The sequence below is a fragment of the Caminibacter pacificus genome, assembly GCF_003752135.1.
Taxonomy (GTDB): Bacteria; Campylobacterota; Campylobacteria; order Campylobacterales; family Nautiliaceae; genus Caminibacter; species Caminibacter pacificus.
Window position 1 is genome coordinate 467,301 of the sequence record NZ_RJVK01000002.1, and the last position, 23,614, is coordinate 490,914.

Annotated in this window: 21 protein-coding genes; 5 read left to right on the forward strand and 16 right to left on the reverse strand. The window is 35.9% G+C overall.

The genetic code is table 11. From position 1 onward, the window contains the following. Window positions 1-37 precede the first annotated feature (37 nt). The 11 genes from EDC58_RS06215 to EDC58_RS06265 form a co-directional block, all read right to left on the reverse strand. Window positions 38-715 (reverse strand): polysaccharide lyase family 7 protein, encoded by a 678-nt coding sequence (locus tag EDC58_RS06215; protein ID WP_123352643.1) that lies wholly within the window; start codon window positions 713-715, stop codon window positions 38-40. After that, window positions 712-1,890 carry a bifunctional glutamate N-acetyltransferase/amino-acid acetyltransferase ArgJ gene (gene argJ / locus EDC58_RS06220; RefSeq protein WP_123352644.1) on the reverse strand — a complete coding sequence of 393 codons (1,179 nt, stop codon included), beginning with the start codon at window positions 1,888-1,890 and terminating at the stop codon, window positions 712-714. The genes EDC58_RS06215 and argJ overlap by 4 nt, the downstream gene beginning before the upstream one ends. Before the next feature lie 11 nt (window positions 1,891-1,901). Beyond that, window positions 1,902-3,047: a potassium channel family protein gene (locus EDC58_RS06225; RefSeq protein ID WP_123352645.1), complete on the reverse strand. Its 1,146-nt coding sequence runs from the start codon at window positions 3,045-3,047 to the stop codon at window positions 1,902-1,904. Window positions 3,048-3,072: 25 nt separating this feature from the next. Then, window positions 3,073-3,258 (reverse strand): 50S ribosomal protein L28, encoded by a 186-nt coding sequence (gene rpmB, locus EDC58_RS06230; protein WP_123352646.1) that lies wholly within the window; start codon window positions 3,256-3,258, stop codon window positions 3,073-3,075. A gap of 88 nt (window positions 3,259-3,346) precedes the next feature. Further along, window positions 3,347-4,510 carry a 2,3,4,5-tetrahydropyridine-2,6-carboxylate N-succinyltransferase gene (locus EDC58_RS06235; RefSeq protein WP_123352647.1) on the reverse strand — a complete coding sequence of 388 codons (1,164 nt, stop codon included), beginning with the start codon at window positions 4,508-4,510 and terminating at the stop codon, window positions 3,347-3,349. Between the two features lie 36 nt (window positions 4,511-4,546). Continuing rightward, the gene (gene glmS, locus EDC58_RS06240) at window positions 4,547-6,316 is read right to left on the reverse strand and encodes a glutamine--fructose-6-phosphate transaminase (isomerizing) (protein ID WP_123352648.1); all 1,770 of its coding nucleotides are present in this window, start codon (window positions 6,314-6,316) and stop codon (window positions 4,547-4,549) included. Further along, a complete protein-coding gene (gene galU, locus EDC58_RS06245; RefSeq protein ID WP_123352649.1) occupies window positions 6,316-7,134 on the reverse strand; it encodes a UTP--glucose-1-phosphate uridylyltransferase GalU in 819 nt (272 codons plus the stop codon). Before galU ends, glmS begins: the two co-directional genes overlap by 1 nt. Next, the gene (locus EDC58_RS06250) at window positions 7,131-8,747 is read right to left on the reverse strand and encodes a cation:proton antiporter (RefSeq protein WP_123352650.1); all 1,617 of its coding nucleotides are present in this window, start codon (window positions 8,745-8,747) and stop codon (window positions 7,131-7,133) included. Before EDC58_RS06250 ends, galU begins: the two co-directional genes overlap by 4 nt. Next, a complete protein-coding gene (locus EDC58_RS06255) occupies window positions 8,740-9,126 on the reverse strand; it encodes a secondary thiamine-phosphate synthase enzyme YjbQ (protein WP_123352651.1) in 387 nt (128 codons plus the stop codon). Before EDC58_RS06255 ends, EDC58_RS06250 begins: the two co-directional genes overlap by 8 nt. Continuing rightward, a complete protein-coding gene (locus EDC58_RS06260; RefSeq protein WP_123352652.1) occupies window positions 9,113-9,874 on the reverse strand; it encodes a pseudouridine synthase in 762 nt (253 codons plus the stop codon). Before EDC58_RS06260 ends, EDC58_RS06255 begins: the two co-directional genes overlap by 14 nt. Before the next feature lie 17 nt (window positions 9,875-9,891). Next, window positions 9,892-10,836: a KpsF/GutQ family sugar-phosphate isomerase gene (locus EDC58_RS06265; protein ID WP_123352653.1), complete on the reverse strand. Its 945-nt coding sequence runs from the start codon at window positions 10,834-10,836 to the stop codon at window positions 9,892-9,894. Between the two features lie 159 nt (window positions 10,837-10,995). Here EDC58_RS06265 and acnB point away from each other — a divergent pair, with 159 nt between their 5' ends. Further along, window positions 10,996-13,590, forward strand: a complete 2,595-nt coding sequence (acnB, locus tag EDC58_RS06270; protein WP_123352654.1) for a bifunctional aconitate hydratase 2/2-methylisocitrate dehydratase — start codon at window positions 10,996-10,998, stop codon at window positions 13,588-13,590. A gap of 73 nt (window positions 13,591-13,663) precedes the next feature. Here the strand turns inward: acnB and EDC58_RS06275 are convergent, their stop codons facing one another. Genes EDC58_RS06275 through EDC58_RS06285 form a run of 3 tightly spaced genes read right to left on the reverse strand, consistent with a single transcriptional unit; the run spans window position 13,664 to window position 15,092 of the window. Further along, window positions 13,664-14,383 (reverse strand): DUF445 domain-containing protein, encoded by a 720-nt coding sequence (locus EDC58_RS06275; protein ID WP_123352655.1) that lies wholly within the window; start codon window positions 14,381-14,383, stop codon window positions 13,664-13,666. Then, window positions 14,380-14,721: an arsenate reductase family protein gene (locus tag EDC58_RS06280; protein ID WP_123352656.1), complete on the reverse strand. Its 342-nt coding sequence runs from the start codon at window positions 14,719-14,721 to the stop codon at window positions 14,380-14,382. The genes EDC58_RS06275 and EDC58_RS06280 overlap by 4 nt, the downstream gene beginning before the upstream one ends. Continuing rightward, on the reverse strand, window positions 14,718-15,092 hold the full coding sequence (locus EDC58_RS06285; RefSeq protein WP_123352657.1) for a rhodanese-like domain-containing protein: 375 nt from the start codon (window positions 15,090-15,092) through the stop codon (window positions 14,718-14,720). Before EDC58_RS06285 ends, EDC58_RS06280 begins: the two co-directional genes overlap by 4 nt. 86 nt (window positions 15,093-15,178) lie before the next feature. Here EDC58_RS06285 and EDC58_RS06290 point away from each other — a divergent pair, with 86 nt between their 5' ends. From EDC58_RS06290 to EDC58_RS06300, 3 genes are read left to right on the forward strand one after another with little or no spacing between them, the layout of a single operon-like run. Further along, entirely contained in the window at window positions 15,179-17,074 is a 1,896-nt protein-coding gene (locus EDC58_RS06290) for a motility associated factor glycosyltransferase family protein (RefSeq protein ID WP_123352658.1), read from the forward strand. A gap of 35 nt (window positions 17,075-17,109) precedes the next feature. After that, entirely contained in the window at window positions 17,110-18,663 is a 1,554-nt protein-coding gene (locus EDC58_RS06295; protein ID WP_123352659.1) for a glycerol-3-phosphate dehydrogenase/oxidase, read from the forward strand. After that, entirely contained in the window at window positions 18,663-19,457 is a 795-nt protein-coding gene (locus EDC58_RS06300; protein WP_123352660.1) for a glycerophosphodiester phosphodiesterase, read from the forward strand. Before EDC58_RS06295 ends, EDC58_RS06300 begins: the two co-directional genes overlap by 1 nt. Before the next feature lie 30 nt (window positions 19,458-19,487). Here the strand turns inward: EDC58_RS06300 and EDC58_RS06305 are convergent, their stop codons facing one another. Continuing rightward, entirely contained in the window at window positions 19,488-20,972 is a 1,485-nt protein-coding gene (locus tag EDC58_RS06305) for a flagellin A (RefSeq protein WP_123352661.1), read from the reverse strand. A gap of 164 nt (window positions 20,973-21,136) precedes the next feature. Continuing rightward, a complete protein-coding gene (locus tag EDC58_RS06310) occupies window positions 21,137-22,621 on the reverse strand; it encodes a flagellin A (RefSeq protein WP_123352662.1) in 1,485 nt (494 codons plus the stop codon). A gap of 166 nt (window positions 22,622-22,787) precedes the next feature. Between EDC58_RS06310 and EDC58_RS06315 the strand changes: the two genes are divergently transcribed. Beyond that, window positions 22,788-23,213 carry a PAS domain-containing protein gene (locus tag EDC58_RS06315; protein WP_123352663.1) on the forward strand — a complete coding sequence of 142 codons (426 nt, stop codon included), beginning with the start codon at window positions 22,788-22,790 and terminating at the stop codon, window positions 23,211-23,213. The last annotated feature ends 401 nt before the right edge of the window (window positions 23,214-23,614 follow it).

Consider the following 23,614-nt stretch of genomic DNA (forward strand, 5'->3'; position numbering starts at 1 on the left):
ATAGAATTATACCAAAAAATTTTTCCTATGCAAGTATTTAGTCCTCAATTTTTAATAAATCTACAAAAATAACCGCTCTACCGATATCTTGCAAATATACTCCTGCCTTAAAATAACTCAAATTTTGCCAATAACTCACATCAAAATTATCTATTTTTTTAATTCCGTTTACTTCAATACTTAAAAATCCGCTCTTCACACTCATATTGACATCAAAAAAATCACTACTCAATGCTCCCAAATCATACCCCGTAGCATCTCCGTTTTCATCGCGAACAAATGCCCAAATATGATTTTTTTCATTCTTATAATCATCATACCAAACCACTCTTACAAGAGGCAAGGAATTATCATGTATTTGCATAAAAGTAAACTCTCTTTTGTTAAATTTAATAATTTTTAGTCTCATATAAAGATATCTACTTTTATCATCACTTACATTCCATTCGTTATAAAATCTAAGCTCGCTTCTTTTAGAATCCAAACTATCTTCGGAAATATCAAATGTCATATATCTGTTTTCCGACAAATAAAAATAGTCATTAGCAAAATTTTTATCAAGAACATAATTATATTCTGAACTCGGAGCTTGAAGTTTGGCCTTTTGTGATAAAAAACTAAATTTTTCCAAAATCAAAGGAGAAGTTTTGCTTTCGGTCTCTGACCCTCCACAACCCAAAATAAAAAGAAAAAGAAAAAAATAAAAAAATCTCATGTTCTGTATTCCGCGTTGATTTTTACATAATCATAGCTCAAATCACATCCGTATCCCGTAAATGCTCCCTCCCCGATTCCAAGGTCAACGTATATTTTGAATTCTCTTCTTTTCATAATTTCATGAGCTTTTCTTTCGGTTTCTTCATCGAAGATTATATTTCCTCTATCGTACACTACGATATTTTCAAAAGCGATTTTTAATCTTTTTTCATCGCACTCGACATTACTTGCACCCACAGTCGAAGCTATTCTTCCCCAATTAGGATCTTCTCCGAAAAGCGCAGTTTTTACAAGAAGTGAAGTCGTAAGGTTTTTAGCAACGATTTTGGCTTCTTCTTTTGATTTTGCTCCCGTAACTACAAACGCAACCGCTTTTGTCGCTCCCTCTCCGTCTTTTACGATATCAAGAGCCAATTTTTGCATTACTTGTTTTAGCGCTTCTTTAAACGCTTCTCTTTCATATCCGCCGTCTCTTGTAGTCATCAAAAACACGCTGTCGTTTGTCGAAGTATCACCATCAACGCTTATAGCGTTAAAAGTTACTTCATTTACTTCTTTTAAAATCTCTTGCATTTCATTTTGAGGAATATTCGCATCTGTAGTTATAAAACAAAGCATTGTAGCCATAGCGGGATTTATCATCCCCGCACCCTTTGCTACACCGCCGATTCTGAACTTCCCGAAATCCCCCTCAACCTCAAAAGCTATCTCTTTTTCAAAACTATCCGTAGTCATAATCGCTTTTGCAAATTTGTTTGAATTTTTTTCGTTAAAATCGAATTTTTCGATTCCTTTTTTTATTTTCTCTTTATCAAGTCTAACTCCGATAACTCCGGTAGAACTCATTATAGGGTTTTTAATCGAAATTTTTTGAGATAAAAATTCAAGTATCTCTTCGATATCTTTTATTCCCTCATCTCCTGTCATAGCGTTTGCGTTTTTTGAATTGGCAAGTATGAAATTCGTAGTTTTAATGCCTCTATTTAATACGTATTTTATAGGAGCCGCTTGGAATTTATTCGTCGTAAAAAGATACGCCACATCAAGCTCTTTATCGCTTCTTATAAATCCCAAATCATATCCGTCTTGTTTAAATCCGGCATTTACTCCGCTCGCGTATATTCCATCAACAGCGCAAACTCCTCCGTCAATCGGCGTTATTCTAAACTTCATCTCACTTCCTTTTAAATAAAATCGAGTTCTTTTGGTTTTTTAGTGCTTCTTATAATTTTTCTGGCTTTTTTCATATCTTTTGCAGTACCGATAACAAGCAAAACGTCTCCGGGTTTAATTACGTCATCACCTTTTGGGATAGGTATGAATTTGCCGCCCTCTTCTTTAATACCAACAACAGTTACGTTAAAAAGCTCTCTTAAATGAGCCTCTTTTAACTTCTTATAAGCAATCCACGACTTTTTACTAACCGTAATCTCTTCTAAATCAAGAGGCGTATCAAGAGAATATACGAACTCTTCCAAAATATTCTTAACATCCGGGTCAACCGTTACGGCCGTCATACGTTTTGCAATAAGTTTTGTAGGTGAGAGAACTTCGTTTGCTCCGAGTCTTTTTAATTTTTCGATATCCTCATCGCTTTGAGCTACCGATAAAATATAATAAGGATGTCTTTTGATATCTTTTTCGTAAAGTCTTACACTACTCACAACGGCAATATTATCAGGGGTATTGTTTGATAGGGTGATTACGCCTTTTGCACTGCTTAAATGCGCTTTTTTAAGTGAAAGAGTCGTATGAGGGTCACCTTTTACGAAATAAGGATATTTATATTTTTTCGCAATCTCTTCCATATCGTCTCTATTGTCTATTACTACAAACGGAATATGAGCCGCTCTAAGCTCTTTTGTTACGTCGATAGTGTATTCGTTGTGATAACAAATAACCATATGACTTTTTAATCTCGCTATTTTATAAAGCATTCTTTTCTCCTTCAAAAGCGCAATCAAACGCCCCTTATTAATAACATCAACCAATACCCCTACCGCATAAGAAAAAACTGCGAATCCGGCAATAATCAAAAATATAGTAAACAATCTTCCAAGAGGAGATATCGGAGCTATCTCACCAAATCCTACGGTTGTAAAAGTAATACCCGTTTGATAAATGGCATCAAGCAAAGAAAAATGATCAATCCATATATATCCGAGCGTACCGAAAAGTTCAATTAAAATAGTTAAAATTATAGGTGTTCTGAAAGGTTTGAGTTCCGACCAAATTTCAGGTGATAAATCGACTTCGGGTTTTGAGGATTTTTCCCAGTGTAGTAAATCGGCTAATTTTTCAAAGAATTTTTGAAGTTTGTTTTTTTTCATATAAACCCCGAAAAAAAGGGGGAGCTTATACAGATTTTTTCAAGCTTTTTAGACAGCTTGTACAGATTTTGATTCTTCTTCTTACCCCGTTAATTTCAATTCTTACTTGTTGAATGTTAGGGTTGAATTTATGTCTTGTTTTTCTGTTTGAGTGGCTCACTCTGTTACCAAATTGAGGACCTTTACCACAGATTTCACATTTTCTTGCCATCATAATGTCCTTTACAATTTTTTGAGTTTGAAATTATATCAAATTTTTTCACAATTCACTTGATTGTTTTTTCCTTAAAACAAGGAAATTAGTGAAGCTCCTCGTTTAGCTTCACTTCTCTTCTACTTCTAAACGCAACCATTTTGCCTTTTGTAGTGTCGAATCTGTAATGGATTCCGTTAAGTCCTGCAAGTTCCAAGCCTTTGAAATACTCTTTGTATTCCGCATTCCACTCAGGATTAACTTCTTTGATTTTTTCGAATTCGTCTTCGCTAATCCAAATTTTAGTACCTTCAAGTACCGCAATTCCGGCATCTACAATACATCCGTCTCCAAGAGGGATTCCAGTTACACTATTCGCACCGAGTAAAGTATTTCTTCCGATAGTAATAGGATTTCCGTTCGTACCGCTAAGCACACCTAAAATAGAAGCTCCTCCACCTACATCGGCACCTTCTTTTACAACCGCACTTGAAGAAATTCTACCCTCAACCATTACAGGACCTTCGGTACCTGCGTTGAAGTTAATATAGCTCGCTCCTGGCATTACGGTAGTTCCAGGTGCAAGTTGAGCTCCGAATCTAACTTTTGAGCTGTCAAGAATTCTGATATTATCATCAGGAATTACATGAGATAGGAATCTTGGGAATTTATCAACGTATTCAACTTCAGGATAAGCGTCTTTTAGTTTTAGCTCGATTTCGTTCGCTCTTAGATAATCAAGCTCAATCGGAACGTTTCCGACCCAAGCACAATTATGAAGAACTCCGAAAGCCCCGTTTAGATTGATACTTCTTAGTGGAACTTTTCTTTGAGATAGAGCGTATAATTTCAAATAAACACTCTCAACGCTTTTCGGATTCGTATCTTCAAAAATAAAACAAATTCTATAATTATCATACTCTTCTTCGTCAAAAATATCTTTTAAAACTTTTAAAACTTGAATATTTTTATGTTTATCTCCCACTGCCTCGGCAACAAGCTCTTCTCCGAAGTAGTTTAGCGCCGTATCTACGAATTCTTTCGTAACCGGTGCCACAAATTCGCTATCCTCAAAATCAACCTCAACACCGGTTTCAATCAAACTTCTTATAAAAACAGCAGCGCTTCCGAAGTTTTCGTTCCAATTAATAACCGGATACGTAGCTTGAAGCACTTTGTCATGATTCAGTTGTCCTAAATCCACTCTTGCAATACCAAAAGCCAAAGGTTTCTTGTATTTATCGATACTTTCTACAAGTTTTTCAAACATCGCCGTCCTTTTTTTCTAAATTATACCAAAATTATCCTATTCAACGGTTACGGATTTAGCCAAGTTTCTTGGCATATCGACATCATTACCCATTCTAATAGCAACTTCCATAGCAAGTAGCTGTGTTACAACCATCATTTCAAAAAATTCCACCATAGGATGAGAGGTATCGTTTATTTTTACGAAATCGTCCGTCATTTCGATATATTCGCTCGAAATCGTAAGCACCGTCGCATCTCTTGCTACGAGCTCTTCGATATTTGATTTCGTCTTCTCAAAAAGAATATTTTTACTAAGAAGCGCAACAACATACAAATCAGGGTCCGCAAGAGCGATAGGTCCGTGTTTCATCTCACCTGCCGGATATCCTTCGGCATGAATATAGCTTATCTCTTTTAGTTTCAAAGCTCCCTCAAGCGCAAGCGGGAAAAATATATCACGTCCGATATAGAAAAATCCGTGTCCGTGAAGATATCTTTTTGATAATCTTTTGATTTTTTCATGCAATGTGGCATCTACTTTAGTAACTTCGATCGCTTCATTGATGATATGATATTCGTTTTTCTTAGCAAGATAGTTACTAAGCATCCACAATGTCATCACTTGAGTTGCAAAAGCTTTTGTCGAAGCCACACCTTTTTCTATTCCGGCTCTAAGCAATATCGTTCTATCCGCTTCTCTAACTATAGAAGAGTTATCGACATTACAAAGCGCAAGAGTTTTTAATCCGGCTTTTTTAGCCATTTTAAGAGTTTCAAGAGTATCCGCCGTCTCACCGCTTTGAGAAATAACTACAAAAAGAGTGTCTTTTGTCAAAAGCGGCTCACGATATCTAAGCTCGCTCGCAACTTCTACGTTCGTTCTTATTTTAGCATCTCTCTCAAGCAGATATTTTCCTACAAGCCCGGCATGATAACTCGTACCGCAAGCGGAAATTATAATATTATTAATTCCTTCGAAAAATTCCCTATCAAGTTCTTCAAAATGAATTCCGTATTCCGTATTTCTTCCTAAAGTATTCTCTTTTAATACGTCATATTGTTCGTATATCTCTTTTTCCATATAAAATCTAAATCCGCTTTTTTTAGCGGACTCTTTATTATTAGGCAAATCTTTAAAACGAGGGGATAATTTTTCATGTCCTTTAAAAATATGAATCTCTTCATCCACCCAACCCCACTCGTCATCTTCCAAATAATGAGCAGTAGTAGCATGACCTATCAAAGGAGCGTCCGACGAAGCGAAATAAATTTTATTCTCGTTTTTTGCAACGATTAAAGGAGAACCTTTTTTTGCAAAAAGAATTTTCTTAGGAAATTTTTCGCTAATCAAAAGAATCGCATAAGCCCCGTCGAGCTTTTCTAAAGTTTTTTGAAAAGCTTCCACCTCATCGCCGTTATAATAATATTCAAAAAGTTTAACAATCACTTCGGTATCGGTTTGAGACAAAAAGTTTACACCTTCTTTTTGCAAAAACTTCTTAATTTCCTGATAGTTTTCAATAATCCCGTTATGTACTACAGCCGAAAATTCTCCTCTATGCGGGTGAGCGTTTATTTCCGTAGGTTTGCCGTGAGTCGCCCATCTTGTATGAGCTATTCCGACACTCGGCTTATTAAGTTTTACTTTGGAAATTTTATCTTCTAAGTTTTTAATTTTACCTACGGCTTTTATAGTTTTTAACTCTCCGTTATCAAGTACTGCAATCCCCGCACTATCATATCCTCTATATTCGAGCTCTTTTAATCCCTCAATCAAATAATCAACAACGTTTTCAATCCCTATACATCCTACGATCCCGCACATCAATTACCCCCAAAATCTTTTTCATAAAAATAGTTAGTAGCTTCAATAAATCCTCTTACACTACCGCAATCAAATCTTCTACCTTTAAATTTATAACCTATTACCATTCCCTCTTTTGCTTGTCTTAAAAGTGCGTCGGTTAGCTGAATTTCACCGCCTTTTCCGGGTTTTGTTTCTCTTAATAAGTCAAAAATATCCGGAGTTAAAATATATCTTCCTATAATAGCCAAATTACTCGGGGCTTTGTCGATATCAGGTTTTTCAACCATATCTTCTATCATCAATATCCCCTCTTCAATCTCCTTTCCGGCTACGATTCCGTATTTGTTAACTTCTTCTTTCGGAACTTCTTCAAGAGCCACGATTGTACATTTGAATTTATTATATAGTTTCACCATTTGTGATAATACGTCACCCTCGCACAAATCATCGGCAAGCACTACCGCAAAAGGATTGTTGCCGATAAGCGGCTCTCCCGTTAATACCGCATGTCCGAGTCCTAACATTTTTCTTTGTCTTACATAAGTAAAAGTACATTTTTCTATCATTTCGTTTACTTCTTGCAATAATCCCTCTTTTGAAGAGCCTTCAATCTGATTTTCAAGCTCCGGATTATGATCCAAATAATCTTCAATCGCTCTTTTGCTTCTTCCTGTCACAAATCCTATTTCAAAAATTCCGGCGTTCATACACTCTTTTATACCGTAATGAATCAAAGGTTTATTTACCACAGGCAACATCTCTTTTGGTACTGACTTAGTAGCGGGCAAGAATCTTGTCCCGTAACCGGCAGCCGGAAATAGTGCTTTTTTTATCATCCTTTCTCCTTTCTCAGTTCACATCTCAGTGCTAAGCTTATTAGTTTTTCCGCTAATTCTTTACTTTTATCCACAACATAAACATTATGATTTTTATAAAACTCTTTTTCTATCTCGTCATCGGTTAAAACTATTACGTTCAAATTCGGGTTAATCGCCAAAATATTCTCGGTTATCAAATGAGTATGTTCTTCATTTAAAGTCGTAATTATAACAGCACTCGCATCCTTAACATTAAGACTCTCAAGAACTCTTTTATTCGCAGCGTTACCGAAAATAACATTATCTCCGTTTTTAAGTCCCTGTTTTACAAGCTCGATTTGTTTATCTATCGCTACATAAGGAATCCCGGCACGAGTTAGTTTTCTCGCTACTCTTTGACCTATTTTGTCATAACCGATCAATATAATATGCCCCGCAACTTCGGCAGGTTTTAATTCGAACTCTTCGAAATTTTGAACTTCTTTGTCAAAAATATCTGCGATTTTATAAATATATCTCAAAATAAACGGAGTCAAAATCATAGAAATAACTACAACAACTACAAGTTTTTGTAACAAATCGCTCTCAACCAAATTATATTTTCCGAGCAGCGCGAAAATAACAAACGCAAATTCCCCGATTTGCGAAAGAATAAACGCAGTTTTAATAGCTATACGATTATGTTTTACGAAAAATTTAAGCATCAAATATATAATCCCGGCTTTCGAGAGCATAAACGCTACCGTCATCAAAAGAATAGAAAAAATATTGTGAATTACGAAATTAATATTCACCATAAGCCCGACAGATACGAAAAAGATACCTAATAATAAATCTCTAAAAGGTACCAGGTCGGCTTCGATTTGGTATTTATATTTCGTCTCACTTAAAATCATACCCGCAAGAAACGCTCCAAGAGAATAACTAAGCCCGAAAAAGTGTGCGATTTCAGCAGCCACAAGCACCACTAAAAGAACGGTAGCCATAAAAATTTCATCCGATTTCGTTTTTGTAGCGTGAGAAATTACAAAAGGCGCTATAAACTTCCCGTAAATATAAATAAAAACACCAAGTGCCGCAAAGCCTCCTAATGTTTTTAAAATAAGCTGGGTTAAATCGGCATCTTTATTTACGATAATCGAAATCGCAATTAATATAGGAATAACCGCAATATCTTGAAAAAGCAAAATCCCAAGAGCGATTCTTCCGTAAGGCTTTGAGATTTCTCTGCTTTCGTTTAATAGTTTTAGTACTATCGCCGTTGAACTTAGCGCAATAGCAGAACCTATAATAAGAGCGATTCTTATATCGATATTAAAAAACCAATAAAAAACAAGTCCGAAAATTCCGCTAACTATTGTCATTTCGGCAAAACCGAACCCGAAAACCTCTTTTTTCATCGATTTGAGTTTCTCAGGAGAAAACTCAAGCCCGATCATAAACATCAAAAACACTATACCAAGCTCAGCTACTACTTCGATAGTATGCTTATCAAGACTAAAAATATTGGAAATGATAATCCCGGTAAATATATATCCGATAATCGGAGGAATTTTAAGTCTTGCAAAAGGGATGTTAAAACTTAATGCGATAAACAAAAGCGCAATAACGATTATCAAAGGACTAACCATTAACAACCTTCACCAAAACATCTCTATCTCTTGGTCCGTCGAACTCAACCAAATAAATTCCTTGCCACTCTCCTAAAACTACAGAACCGTTATCAACGATTAAAGAGAGATTGCTTCTTAAAAACGCAGCTTTTAAGTGAGCTTTTGCGTTTGAGTGATGATACTCCTTATCAGGTACAATCTCAGATAAAGTTTTTAACAAATCTCTTTTTAAAGTAGTATCGCTTTTTTCGAAAATTATAACGCTTGCCGTCGAATGAGGACAAAAAACCACCGCCATTCCGTTTTTTACTCCGCTTTTTATCACAGCTTCTTTAATATCGTTGGTAATGTCTATAACTTCCGATTTATAATTCGTTTTGTATCTAAGCTTTGTCATTTTTCTCCTTTTGTAAAAATTCTTTTAGAAGTTTATATTCTCTTTTGTCGAAATATCTCGTTTTTCCGGTAGGTAGAGCATTTAAACTAACCCATCCGTAAGAGAGTCTTTTCAAATCCAAAACGTCTCTTCCGAAATGTGCGAAAAACCTTCTAAGCTCTCTATTTTTACCCTCACCTATAGCAACTTTTATAGTCGAATATTTTGGTGAATTTTTTATAATCTGATAATTCAAAAACGGCTTTAGCTTAATTTTTTCTTGTGTATTTTTTTCATGAGCGCCTTCGCTTCCGACTTCAACCCCCTCTTGCATTGCCGCTTCCATTTCAGGAGTGATATCTCCTTTTATTCTAAGCTTATAAACACGCGGCAAATCCGAATTCATCAACGCATCGGCAACTTTTGGCGAGTCGGTCAAAATCAAAAGCCCCTCACTCGCAAAATCGAGCCTTCCAACAGGTATGAAATGTTTATATTTTTTCGGCAGCGAATCATAAATGGTTTTTCTGCCTTTAGGGTCTTTTTTCGTAACAAGCTCCCCTCTTGGTTTGTTATAAACGATACAAGTATATTTGGTGCTTTTTTTAACGGGTCTTCCGTTTACGGCTACTTTATCTCCCGTTTGCACGTCGTATGCGGGATTAGTAACTATTTTTCCGTTTACTTTTACTTTTCCTTCGAATATAAGTCTATCAGCTTCTCTTCTTGAATACGTAGTGTGATGACTTATAAATTTATTTAACCTCAACTTTTTATCCTTTCAATTTATTTTATACCCGCTTCTACCAAATGATGAATATGAATAACACCCACAACGTTTCCGTTATTATCAATCACAGGCAAAAACTGAATTTTATTGTCTTCCATAAACGCAAGTGCGTCACTTGCGAGCATCTCTTTATTTATCGTTTTCGGATTAAGAGTCGCAAACTCTATCGCTTTTTTATTCAAATCGAAATTTTCGCTCATCATAGCTCTTCTTAAATCCCCGTCACTAAGAATCGCTTTTACTTTTCCGTTATCCAAAAACAATACGTGTCCGAGTTTACCTTCGGTCATTTTTATAATCGCATCTTTCAAACTCACATCCTCATCCACAACCGGAAACTCTTCTTTCATCAAATCTTTAACTTTTACGAAAAGTTTTTTACCAAGAGAACCGCCCGGATGAAAAGATGCGAAATCTTCTTTTGTAAAATTTCTTTTTTTCATAAGACAAACGGCTAAAGCGTCTCCCATTGCAAGGGTTAAAGTGGTAGAACTCGTAGGCGCCACGTTTAGTGGACACGCCTCTTTATCTACATGAATATTCAATACCACATCCGCATATCTCGCAAGAGTGGAATCCATACGCCCAGTCATCGCTATCAAAGGCACTTCGAATCTCTTAATATGAGGCAAAATCTTTATAAGCTCTTCACTCTCACCGCTATAACTGATAGCAAGCACGCTGTCGTCTTTTGTTATCATCCCCAAATCCCCGTGAAGCGCTTCTGTGGGATGTATAAAAAAGCTCGGAGTTCCCGTACTTGCGAGCGTTGCGGCTATTTTACTTCCGATAAGCCCGGATTTTCCTACACCCGTTACTATTAATTTGCCTTTGGTGTTATAAGCTATCTCCACAGCTTTTTCGATTCCGCTAACGTCAGCTTTTAATAAAGCGTCGGCTTCGATATCAAGAACTTCCCTTGCAATTTTTCTAAAATCCACTTTTAGCCTTTTTAACTAAAATTATACCAAAATTGTTGATACTAAAATGATTTTAAAATGTTACTTTTTTATACACGCTTTGAGATATAAAATTTCAAAATGTAACAATTCGTAAAAATTTATTTTACAATTTCATAAAATCCAACTAAAAGGAAGCACATGAGCTTTATTGAAGAGTATAAAAAACATACTGAAGAAAGAGCGAAACTTGGAATTCCTCCGCTACCTCTAACAGCAAAACAAGCGGCGGAACTTGTAGAACTTCTAAAAATGGTTCCTATTCCTGAAGAAGAATATTTAATGGACCTTTTCTTAAATCATATTAACCCTGGTGTTGACGAAGCGGCATACGTAAAAGCTGCATTTTTAAACGACATCGTTCAAGGAAAAACAAGCTCACCTGCCATTTCTCCTAAAAGAGCGGTACAAATCTTAGGTACTATGCTTGGAGGGTACAACGTAAAACCTCTAATCGACGCACTAAGCCACAAAGACGAAGAAATCGCACAAGAAGCGGCAAATCAACTTAAAAACATCCTACTTGTATATGATGCATTCCATGATGTAGAAGATTTGGCAAAAGCAGGAAACAAATACGCTCAAGAAGTACTTGAAAGCTGGGCGAATGCCGAGTGGTTCACAACAAAACCTAAACTTCCTGAAAGCATTAAAGCGGTAGTATTCAAAGTACCTGGTGAAACAAACACTGACGACCTTTCACCGGCAAGCGAAGCGTTTACAAGAAGCGATATTCCTCTACATGCATTAAGTATGCTAAAAGCAAAAATGCCGAACGCTCTTGAAACTATCGAAGAGCTTAAAAAAACAGGTCATCCTGTAGCGTTCGTAGGTGACGTTGTAGGTACGGGAAGTTCGAGAAAATCTGCGGCAAACTCTGTAATTTGGCATATCGGAGAAGAAATCCCTTACGTTCCTAACAAAAAAAGAGGCGGAATCGTTATCGGTGGCGTTATCGCACCTATTTTCTTCAATACTCTTGAAGACGCGGGAGCACTTCCTATTCAAGCACCGGTAGACAAACTTGAAACGGGAGATATCATCGAAATCAGACCTTATGAAGGTAAAATCCTTAAAAACGGCGAAGTTGTAAGCGAATTCGAACTAAAACCAAATACTCTTCCTGATGAAGTACAAGCAGGCGGTAGGGTTCCTTTAATCATCGGTAAAAACTTAACTAAAAAAGCAAGAGAATCCCTAAAAATGGAACCTGAAACTGATATCTTCATCAGACCTGAACAACCGGCTGACAAAGAAGGCGTAGGATATACGCTCGCTCAAAAAATTATCGGTAAAGCGTGCGGAATGGAAGGTGTAAGACCTGGTATGTACGTCGAGCCGACTGTTGCTACGGTAGGTAGCCAAGATACTACGGGTGCGATGACAAGAGACGAGATTAAAGAACTTGCGGCTCTCGGATTCAACGCGGACCTTGTAATGCAAAGTTTCTGTCATACGGCTGCATATCCGAAACCTGCTGATATCGAGCTACATCACACATTACCTGCGTTTATTACAAGTAGAGGCGGTGTAGCGCTAAGACCTGGAGATGGTGTTATCCACTCTTGGCTAAACAGAATGATTTTACCTGATACTTTAGGAACTGGTGGAGATAGTCATACAAGATTCCCTATCGGTATTTCGTTCCCGGCTGGTTCAGGACTTGTAGCATTTGCGGCAGTTACGGGAAGTATGCCACTAAACGTACCTGAAAGCGTACTTGTAAGATTCAAAGGTGAGCTTCAACCTGGAATCACTCTAAGAGACCTTGTTAATGCAATTCCTTATTTTGCAATCAAACAAGGACTACTTACAGTTGAAAAGAAAAATAAAAAGAACATCTTCAACGGAAGAATCCTTGAAATTGAAGGTGATATTATTAGAAACCTTACTGTAGAACAAGCATTCGAACTTGCAGACGCATCTGCTGAGAGAAGTGCGGCGGCATGTACTGTTGATGTTAGCGAAGAGCAAGTTGCGGAATATCTAAAATCAAACATCAAAATGCTTGAAGCAATGATTGAAGCGGGATATGAAGATAAAAGAACTATTCAAAGAAGAATCGACAAAATGAAAGAATGGCTCGACAATCCTAAACTTCTAAGAAGAGACGAAAACGCAGAATACGCTGCGGTTATCGAAATCGACCTAAACGAAATTACAGAGCCTATCGTTGCGTGTCCTAACGACCCTGATGACGTTGCGACAATCAGCGAAGTATTAGCAGACCCTAACAGACCTCATAAAATTGACGAAGTGTTCCTTGGAAGCTGTATGACAAACATCGGTCACTATAGAGCGGCTGGTGAGATTCTAAAAGGTGAAGGACAAGTGCCTGTAAGACTATGGATTGCACCTCCTACAAAAATGGATAAAGAACAACTAACAGAAGAAGGATACTATGCAATCTTCGGTCAAGCGGGTGCGAGAATCGAGATTCCTGGATGTTCGCTTTGTATGGGTAACCAAGCAAGAGTTGCGGACTATGCAAACGTATTCTCAACTTCTACAAGAAACTTTGATAACAGAATGGGTAAAGGTGCGAAAGTTTACCTTGGAAGTGCGGAACTTGCAGCGGTAACTGCTCTTCTTGGTAGAATCCCTACAAAAGAAGAGTATCTTGAAATTATCGAGAAAAAACTTGCAGGAAAAGAAGACAAAGTTTACAAATACCTATACTTCCATCAAATGCCGGAAGATTACGTGAAAAAAATGCTTTCACTAACTCTTCAATAATCTTCTTTTTCCTTTTTTCTTTTTATCTAAGATAATTATCTCTGACACCTAAAATCAATGTAAAAGAAAAAAATCAAAGCCTTATTACGAAAAAATATTGAATAAGGCCTATAATTCCTCCAAGAACCGCACCTGCGAAGTTTATAAAACCGAAATGTTTCTTCATGAGTACAAAAAGCATATCTTCAAGTCTCTTTTCATCAAAAGAAGCGACTTTTTCTTCTACGATTTTATCTATTTGAGCTTTTAATAAAATTTCCGGAAGCTCGTTTTCCAAAAATTTTTCAATTTCAATAAGCAGTTTCTCTTTTACTCTCTCTTTACTTGCAAATTTATTAAGTTTTATCCCTAAATTAAGCTCGCTAAAGAGTCTTTCTATTTGCTCTTTGCTTATAAAAGACGCAAACATCGGAAATTTAGTTTGAATAAGGTTATCGACAAATTCGGATAAATTTTTCGCAAACTCCTCTTTCGGAATCAAATCGGTAATATCTTTTGATAAAAATTCATCCAACTTTTTATCCAAAAATCTCTCGATTTCACCTTTTACCTCATCGGAAGTTACAATCTTTTTAATTTCCTCTTTGCTTAAAATATAATCCTTTACTATTTCTCCTACTTTTTTAGCTAACGTTCTTTTTTCTCTTGGAATCACACCTTGAGGAAAAATCGTTATTTTCCCGAGTTTAACCGGCTTATAAGGCTTAAAAAGAAGCTTTATGGCAACATAATTCGTAATATATCCTATCGCAGCTCCAATCCCTACGCTTAAAGACAAAACCTCTATATTCATCCGAATATTTCCTTATATTTCTCCTCATCAAATCCTACTATCACATTTCCGTCATCAAGCTCTATTACAGGTCTTTTGATAAGCAGATTTTCACGACAAAGCCACTCTTTTTTACCTTCGTCATCAAGGTTTAATTCTTTTAATTTTAATTGTCTGTATTTAGTACCTCTATTGTTAAATAGCGTATCTATATCCACCTTTTTAAGCCACTCTTCTATCTTATCACATCCTACGGGCTCTTTTTTAAAATCATGAAATTCAAATTCTATTGAGTTATCTTTAAAAAATTTAAGAGCTTTCTTTACGCTACCGCAAGTTTTAATTCCGTAAACTTTCATTCATCCTCCTTTATAGGTTTAAAATTCAAAACTTCCGTCAAATAAAAAAATCCGCCTCTAAGCGCTTTTGCGTCAAGCCCGGCGGCTTTTGCCAACCTCTCGGCTTCTTCCAAATCGCTAATTATTCCTCTTAAATCCATAATACCATATTTTTTGTTTTTATCTAACATCATAAGCTTACTTGCGAAATATTCGTCAAAAGGAATGTTTATGGAATTTGGCAGTCTCCCGTAATATTCGACATCTTCCGGGTCTCTTATGTCAATAATCGTCATCTCTTTTACTTCGTCATAATCCGGAAAAGGATCCTTTTTCGGTTTTACCATTTCACTCTCTTGAGTCTTTTGGTTTTTCTTAAAAAAATCAAACATTTCAATCCTTTAAGGACAATTTTTATCCTTTTTTATTTGGTTATAATTTTATCATAAATGCCGATATAAAAACAAAAAGGCTTATAATGTCAAAAATATTCGAAAAAAACATAACCGCATTATTTGAAAAAGACAAAGATTTAGCCGAGCTGATTTTTGCAAATCCTCCTAAAAACTTCGAAGTCGTTCAACAAGGTGATGACAATATCAACCTAAATATCATAGACCTAAAAAACAAATACCCGATATACGAAACCGACCCGCTTAAAGAGATAGAACAAAAACAAAAAGAGTTCAAAAAGTTCGAAAGATATCCGGTACTTTTTCTATACGGACTTGGAAACGGAATATTTACGAAACTTCTTTTTGCAAATCCGAGTTTAAGAAAAGTATTTGTTTTCGAACCTAACCTCGAAATTTTATATATAGCATTTCATATCGTCGATTTTTCAAATGAAATCTTAAACGACAAAATAAAATTCATACTCCCGCAAACACTAACTTACGCAAAAGCATTAGATATCTTCACCGATAAAGACGTACAACTTTTCGCAAAAACATACGAATTGCAAATTCACTCACCTTATTATGAAAAATTCTTCGCAGAGGATATTGTTAAATTAAACAAACTTTTAATAAGAGCCATAAAACAAACCGTAATAAACTTCGGAAACGATACGATTGATACGTTAATCGGTATAGAACATCATATTAAAAACCTGCCCGAAATGATAAAAAACCCGGCTTTCAAACAAATCGAAAAGAAAAAAAACGCGGAAGTCGCCGTAATAGTCGCAACCGGCCCTTCACTTGCAAAACAACTCCCTATTCTTAAAAAAATCCAAGATTACGTAACGATTATAAGCGTGGACGCTTCACTGCCTATTTTGGCAAGAGAAGGTATAAAACCGGATTTCGTAACTTCACTTGAGAGAGTGGAACTCACCGGAAAGTTTTTCGAAAACACTCCGGCGCAATTCCAAAAAGATATCATTATGCTCCACGCTTCTTTACAACACGAAAGAGTACTTAAAAACTCTCACGGCAAAAAAGTACTTGTTATGAGACCTTTTAGATACACTCACTACTACGGACTTCATAACTACGGATATTTGGGTGTGGGAATGAGCGCGGCAAATATGGCATACGAACTTGCCGTTAAAATGGATTATAAAAAAATAGCTCTTATTGGGCAGGATTTAGCTTATGCGGAGGATGGAAACTCTCACGCAAAAGGGCATGTTTTAGGAGAAAACGAAGTAAAATTTAAAGATAGCGACGAATACGTAACCGCATACGGAGGAGACGGACTTATAAGAACGACAAGAGTTTGGAATATGTTTAGGAATTTTTATGAAAAAGATATCGAACTTGCCAAAAAAAAAGATATCACCACCTATAACTGCACCGAAGGCGGCGCGAGAATAGAAGGGGCGGTGGAAATGCCTTTTAGAGATTTTATAAAACAATACGTAAAAGAAAAAAAGAAAAAACCGATTCGTTTAAGAAAACCTCCTAAAAAATCGATAGAAAAAAACCTGAAAAAAGCCTATGACAAAACTATAAAAATGATAGATTACGGAGAAAAAGTAAAATCAAAAATCGAAAAAACGTTTTTACAAATAGCAAAAGAGTGCGATAAACTTGAAAAAATGACTCCGAGCGAACGTATAGAAAAATCTGATTTTGACAAATTAATAAAACTCACAAAAAAAATAGACAAAATAAAAGATATTTTGGAAACCAAAAAATTTTCTCTTCTTTTTGGTGAAACAATACAGAGTTATCTTGTAAATAAAGAATTGGACCTCGCAAAAATAATGGTAAGACCTTCAAATACCGACAAAGAAAAAAAAGAAAAAATAATCGACTGGCTTTTTGAGCACAAAGAGTGGCTGTTTATGCTCGCAGGAAGCATAAACGCCCAGCTAATAGTCGTAAAAAGAGCCCTGCCCGCACTTGAAAAGGAGATTAAAAAATAATTTTTGAGTTATAATTATAAAAAACGGGGCTTAAAATGTATGATGTTATTATTATCGGAGGAGGCGCTACAGGCAGCGGCATAGCCCTTGACGCCTCTCTTAGAGGATTAAAAGTACTTTTGGTTGAAGCACATGACTTTGCCGAAGGCACAAGCTCAAGAAGCACAAAACTCGCCCACGGAGGAGTGAGATATTTAGAAGCCGCTGTAAAACACCTCGACAAATCCCAATACGCTCTTGTAAAAGAAGGCTTGCTCGAGAGATTCAAGATACTAAAAAACGCACCTCATCTAAGCGGAAAACTATCCCTAATCACACCTTTATATCAATATTTCGAAATTCCTTATATTTATTCGGGGCTCATACTCTACGACCTGCTCTCAGGCAGATATTCTATAGGCAAAAGCAAATTTTTACCACCACAAAAAACTATAAAAGAAGCCCCAAGCGTAAAAAAAGCGAATCTAAAAGGCTCGGTAAAATATTATGACGGCAGATTTAATGACGCAAGAATGGTAATAGCTCTTTTAAAAAGCGCTCAAAAACTCGGAGCCAAATTGAAAAATCATACGGAATTTAAAGAATTTATATTTGAAAACGGAAAAATCACCGGAATAAAAGCATATGATAAAATCAAAAAAGAAACCCTTACTTTTAAAGCAAAATGCGTAATAAACGCCACAGGTCCTTTTAGCGATTTCATAAGAAAAAAAGCCGACCCAGATATTGAGGAAATTATGAGACCAAGCCGCGGAATACATATCGTAATAGAGAAAAAATATTTGCCTACAAATAACGGACTTTTAATCCCAAAAACAGATGACGGAAGAGTCGTTTTCATACTTCCTTACAAAGACAAATGTCTCGTAGGTACCACGGACGTAGAAGCAAAAACGGAAATTCATCCGAAAGTCACCGACGAAGAGATAGAATATCTCCTAAGACAGGTAAATAGATATTTTGATACCGACCTAAAAAAAGAGAATATTTTAAGCTCGTTTGCCGGAATAAGACCTCTTGTAAACAAAAACCCAAACGCCCCTACGGCAAAACTGACAAGAGAGCATATTATCGAAAAACTTCCTTGCAATCTTGTAACGATTACCGGCGGAAAATGGACTACATACAGAAGAATGGCCGAAGAAACGGTCGATTTTATTGTGAAAAATTTCGATTTTCAAAAACCTCTAAAAAAATGCCTGACAAACAACTACCGTGTATTCGGAAGTGAAAATTATGAAAAAACAAAAAAATTAATAGATTTTTCCAATCCGCTTGAAAAACATCTTTTCAGCCTCTACGGAGACCAATGTATAGAAATTATAAATTCGATTCAAAAACCGGATTTTATCAGCGAAAAATATTTTATCACCAAAAAAGAACTACTCTACACCCTAAAAAACGAATGGGTAAAAAAACCTCTCGATTTTATAGTAAGAAGAACCCAAATAGCACTTATCGACAGAAAAGAAGCAAAAAATATGCTTCAAAAAACAACAGAAATTATGGGGGAATTTTTAGGCTGGGACGAAAACGAAATTTATGAAGAGTATACGGAAGCTTTGGAAATTTTAAACGGAGACATTTAATGAACTTTTTTGATAAATTCCCCAAAAAACATATCATCATAGCCCACAGAGGATATCGCTCCAAAATGCCTGAAAACACCATCTTTGCATTCAAAAAAGCTTTAAATCACGCCGATATGTTCGAATGTGACGTTCAATTCACAAAAGATAAAATTCCGATTATCATGCATGATGTTTCGCTTATTAGAACTACAAACGCACAAGAAGTTTTTCCGAACAAAAAATCGTATAACGTAGAAAATTTCACATTTGAAGAAATAAAAAAACTTGACAATATCTCTTGGTTTATTAAACAAAATCCTTATCATCTATCTCAAAAAGAACTTGAAGAGATAAAAAAACTCCACAAAAACTCTATTCCGACTCTAAAAGAAACTCTTGAATTTATAAAAAAATATAATTTCCCGGCAAATCTCGAAATAAAACACTCGTTTTTTTCAAAAATCAAAACCTCTAAAATAATTTGCAAAATGATTTCTGATTTGAAAATCGAAAATCTAATTATTGTTTCATCTTTTAATCACGAATACCTGAAAATTATTAAAAAATTATGTCCTAAACTCCAAACCGCAGCACTTTTTGAGAAAAAACGTAAAAATTTAACGGGATATCTTAAAAGCTTGAAAGTCAGTGCATATCATACGTGGGATAAAATCGTAGATATCGAAACCTCCAAACACCTCCTAAAACATAACATCTACACAAATGTCTATACGGTAAACGATAAAAAAAGAAAAGAATTTCTGTTTTCACATCAAATAAAAGGAATTTTTACAGATTTTGCAGATATTTAAGCCCAAAAGGGCTTGAAGAGATTGACTAAATTATTGTAACAATTTCATTACGTTTTGTTGAACGGCATTTGCTTGACTAAGCGCATAGTTTCCTGATTGAGCTAAAATATTGTATTTTTGGAAGTTTGCAGTTTCAGCCGCAAAGTCTACGTCTCTGATTTGTGATTCTGCAGCTTTTACGTTTACTTGTGTTACTGAGATGTTGTTGATTGTGCTTACCAATTGATTTTGTACGGAACCGATATCCGCTCTAATTTTATCAAGAAGTTTCGCCGCACTATCCGCAATATCCATAACAGCCATCGCACCTTTTAATGTTGTAACCCCAGCACCGATTTCTTGACCGAAATCTGCCACGTTTGAGTTAGCAAAAGCTCCGATTGCACTTGCAATATCAGCTGAAAAGTTACCTTTAATACTTCTTAAGTTTACGGTAGCTTGTGCTTCAGCTGAATTGTTAAACCCGGCTTTTGTGTAATTAGTACCTGAAATAATAATATCCCTTGCATCAAGTCTTGTAAGTGTAAGTCTTCCGTAATTTTCTACATGAGATGTAAGTCCGATATTTCCAGCACCACTTGCGATATTGACATTAATACCTCTACCGTCCAAACTTCTTAAATTCAGATTTCCTCTTTCGTCAATATAAGCTTCAACACCTGTTTGGTCTTTAACGGCATTAATAGCCGCTACAAGTTTACCGTCAGCATCGTTTGCTTGCACTCCAAGTACGTCACCGATTTTTACTCCGTTGATTTCAAGTCCTTTTACGTCTCCTCCGGTAATTGCACTTGAACCTGTCGTTAACACTTGCCATGAAGCTTTAACTCCCGTTTTATCAGAATTTTTATTTATTGTCTCAGCCAAAACACCTATACCTGTACCCGCACTTGTTGAAATTTTTACGCTCTCAAGTTGTACGTCATGTACCCCATCAGGCGCAATAAATTTCAATGCAACATCAGCTGAAGCGGTAATTTTAATACCCGTTTCAAATCTCGTACCACCGATTTTATCGGAACTTGTAGGCCCTATACTCGCTTTTACCGTTTGATTTGAGTACGCTCCGATTTGAAATTCTTTATTAGTAAAACTACCGCTAAGAAGACTCATACCGTTATAAGTAGTAGTACCTGCGATATTATCGAGCTCTTCCATAAGTCTTACAATATCTTCTTGAAGAGCTTTTCTTGTATCACTTGTTTGTCCGTCTTGCGCTGCTTGTGTAGCTTTTACTTTGATTGTGTTTAAGATTTTTACTTGTTCGTCCATCGCTTTATCGGCAATTTGAAAAAGTCCGATAGCATCGTTTGCGTTTCTAATTGCTTGTCCCAAACTCTCCGCCTGGTCTCTTAAAGAGTCCGCGATTTGTAATCCCGAAGCGTCGTCCGCCGCTTTGTTGATTCTAAGACCGGTACTTAATTTTTCAAGTGAACTATTAAGCTTTCTATTGTTAGCAACAGCCGCTGCATGAGCATTAAGTGCCGCTACGTTTGTATTGATTCTGAAACCCATTTGCTTCTCCTTTTAAGATTTTCAAAAAGAAGCAAATAGTGTTCCAAACTAATTTTGCTACATCAAAAAAATTTTATAAAGAAAATAAAAAGGAGGGCAAAAGGAGAGAAAATATTAGAAAAAAAGCCCAAAAGGGCTAAAGAGACCTTGGGTTATTAATTCGATTATTGAAGTAGTCTCATAACGTTTTGTTGTACTGCATTAGCTTGGCTAAGCGCATAACTTCCTGATTGTGCAAGCAAGTTGTATTTTTGGAAGTTTGCAGTTTCAGCCGCAAAGTCTACGTCTCTGATTTGTGATTCTGCAGCTTTTACGTTTACTTGTGTTACTGAAATGTTGTTGATTGTGCTTACCAATTGATTTTGTACGGAACCGATATCCGCTCTAATTTTATCAAGAAGTTTCGCCGCACTATCCGCAATATCCATAACAGCCATCGCACCTTTTAATGTTGTAACCCCAGCACCGATTTCTTGACCGTAATTTGCAACGTTTGAGTTAGCAAAAGCTCCGATTGCACTTGCAATATCAGCTGAAAAGTTACCTTTAATACTTCTTAAGTTTACAGTGGCTTGAGCCTCTGCAGAGTTATTAAATCCTGCATTTGTATAGTTTGTACCTGAAATAATAATATCTCTTGCATCAAGTCTTGTAAGTGTAAGTCTTCCGTAATTTTCTACATGAGATGCAAGTCCGATATTTCCAGCACCACTTGCGATATCAATACTAATACCTCTACCATCCAAACTTCTTAAGTTTAGGTTACCTCTCTCATCTACGAAAGCTTCAACACCTGTTTGGTCTTTAACGGCATTAATAGCCGCTACAAGTTTACCGTCAGCATCGTTTGCTTGTACTCCAAGTACGTCACCGATTTTTACTCCGTTAATTTCAAGACCTTTTACGTCTCCTCCGGCAATTGCAGCAGAACCTGTTTCAAGTACTTGCCACGAAGCTTTAACTCCCGTTTTATCAGAGTTTTTGTTAATAACTTCAGCAAGAACTCCGATACCTGTTCCCGCACCTGTTGAAATTTTTACGCTTTCAAGCTGTACGTCATGAATTCCGTCAACGTTTTTAAATTTAAGTGCGACATCAGCTGAAGCAGTAATAGTAATACCTGTTTCAAATCTTGTGTTACCGATTTTATCTGATGAAGTCGCACCGATACTCGCTTTTACAGTTTGATTTGAGTACGCTCCGATTTGGAACTCTTGATTTGTAAAACTACCACTAAGTAAACTTTTTCCGTTGTAAGTAGTAGTACCTGCAATATTATCAAGCTCTTCCATAAGTCTTGTAATATCTTCTTGAAGAGCTTTTCTTGTATCGCTTGTTTGTCCGTCTTGCGCTGCTTGTGTAGCTTTTACTTTGATTGTGTTTAAGATTTTTACTTGCTCATCCATCGCTTTATCGGCAATTTGCATAACTCCGATAGCATCGTTTGCGTTTCTGATAGCTTGTCCTAAACTCTCCGCCTGGTCTCTTAAAGAGTCCGCAATTTGTAATCCTGATGCGTCGTCCGCCGCTTTGTTAATTCTTAAACCTGTACTCAATTTTTCAAGTGAGTTGTTTAAGTTTCTGTTTGTAATTTGCATTGCAGCATGTGCATTAAGTGCCGCTACGTTTGTGTTAATTCTGAATCCCATAACTAACTCCTTTTAGTTTTTTGTAGCATCCTTGCTACTTCAATACATAAATCGGCAAAAAATAAAAATTTTAAACATTATTTGTAAAATTTACGTAATTTTTTTAAAATATAATTAATATTAATTTAATAAAGTACGATTTTATTTTCAAACCAAGGAGGGGAAAATGAAAATAAAACCTATAAACGAAGAAGTAAGATTTGAAGATGTAAATCCAACAGAAAGACCGGTAGTGTCAAAAACCGATATTAGAGGAATAATTACCTACACCAACTCGATGTTTAGAGCGTTATCAGGTTACGAAAAAGGAGAAATGATAGGCAGACCTCATAATATAGTAAGACATCCTGATATGCCTAAAAAAGTTTTTGAAGAGATGTGGGATACGATTTTAAACGGCAAAAAATGGTCAGGCATTATTAAGAATCTAAGAAAAGACGGAAGATATTATTGGGTAGAAGCATTTATAGAACCAATTTTTGACGAGAACGGAAAAATCATAGGATTTGTATCTGCAAGAAGAAAAGTAAGCGACGAACTAAAAAAAGAATATGAAAAAATTTATCAAAAAATGAGAGAAGAAAATAAATAACTCTTCTCATTGCTATTTCCTAACATTTTTTCATATTGTAAAATATGCTGCTAATTAAAAATTTGAAAAAAATATAAAAGCAGTAAAAATACAAAATAATAAAGAAGAAATATATAAATAAAGTAAACCTAATAAGCATTATAAATGATACCGAACAATTAAAAGTGTGTGCATTAATAGAATATAATAAAAGTTATGAAATAATAAGATAAAAAATAAAACACCAAATAAAAACATAAAGTTAAGGTGAATAATGGTTTGAAAGAGAGATAACACTAAGTGCCAGACTCGTTGGAGTTGTAAGTTATTTAACACTGTAAAGTGTAGCGGGGAGCTACTTTCCCACATCCGTAAGGATGCAGTATCATCACCGCTGTGAGGCTTAACTTCCTGGTTCGGAA